This window comes from Pseudomonas oryzihabitans, from assembly GCF_032027545.1.
GTDB lineage: Bacteria > Pseudomonadota > Gammaproteobacteria > Pseudomonadales > Pseudomonadaceae > Chryseomonas > Chryseomonas oryzihabitans_F.
In genome coordinates this window covers 1-243 of sequence record NZ_JAVSJB010000139.1, presented here as the reverse complement: position 1 = coordinate 243, position 243 = coordinate 1, and the positions used below count along the sequence as shown (strand labels likewise).

General features: G+C 65.0%; 1 pseudogene. It reads right to left on the bottom strand.

The features are described from left to right. Positions 1–243 (bottom strand): annotated as a pseudogene (locus RND78_RS28075) (leucine zipper domain-containing protein); the annotation flags it as partial.

Here is a 243-nt window from a genome sequence, read left to right as displayed (position 1 = left end):
GAGCGGGATCAACTGTGCGACCCGGTCGCCCGAGGTCCCATGCGGGCATGAATGCGGACGTGATGACCGCTCCAGCAGACCGGACTCGCCTTCCTCACGACAGCGCCTGAGCCATCTGTAGGCCGTGCGGACGCTGACTCCCCGCCGCTTGTGCTGCCTCCTCGGCGCGCAGCCCCGTGAGCATGCGTTGTACGAGAAGGGCTCGACCTCGAGGGGTAAGACGGGCATGTTTATGTAGGTTCA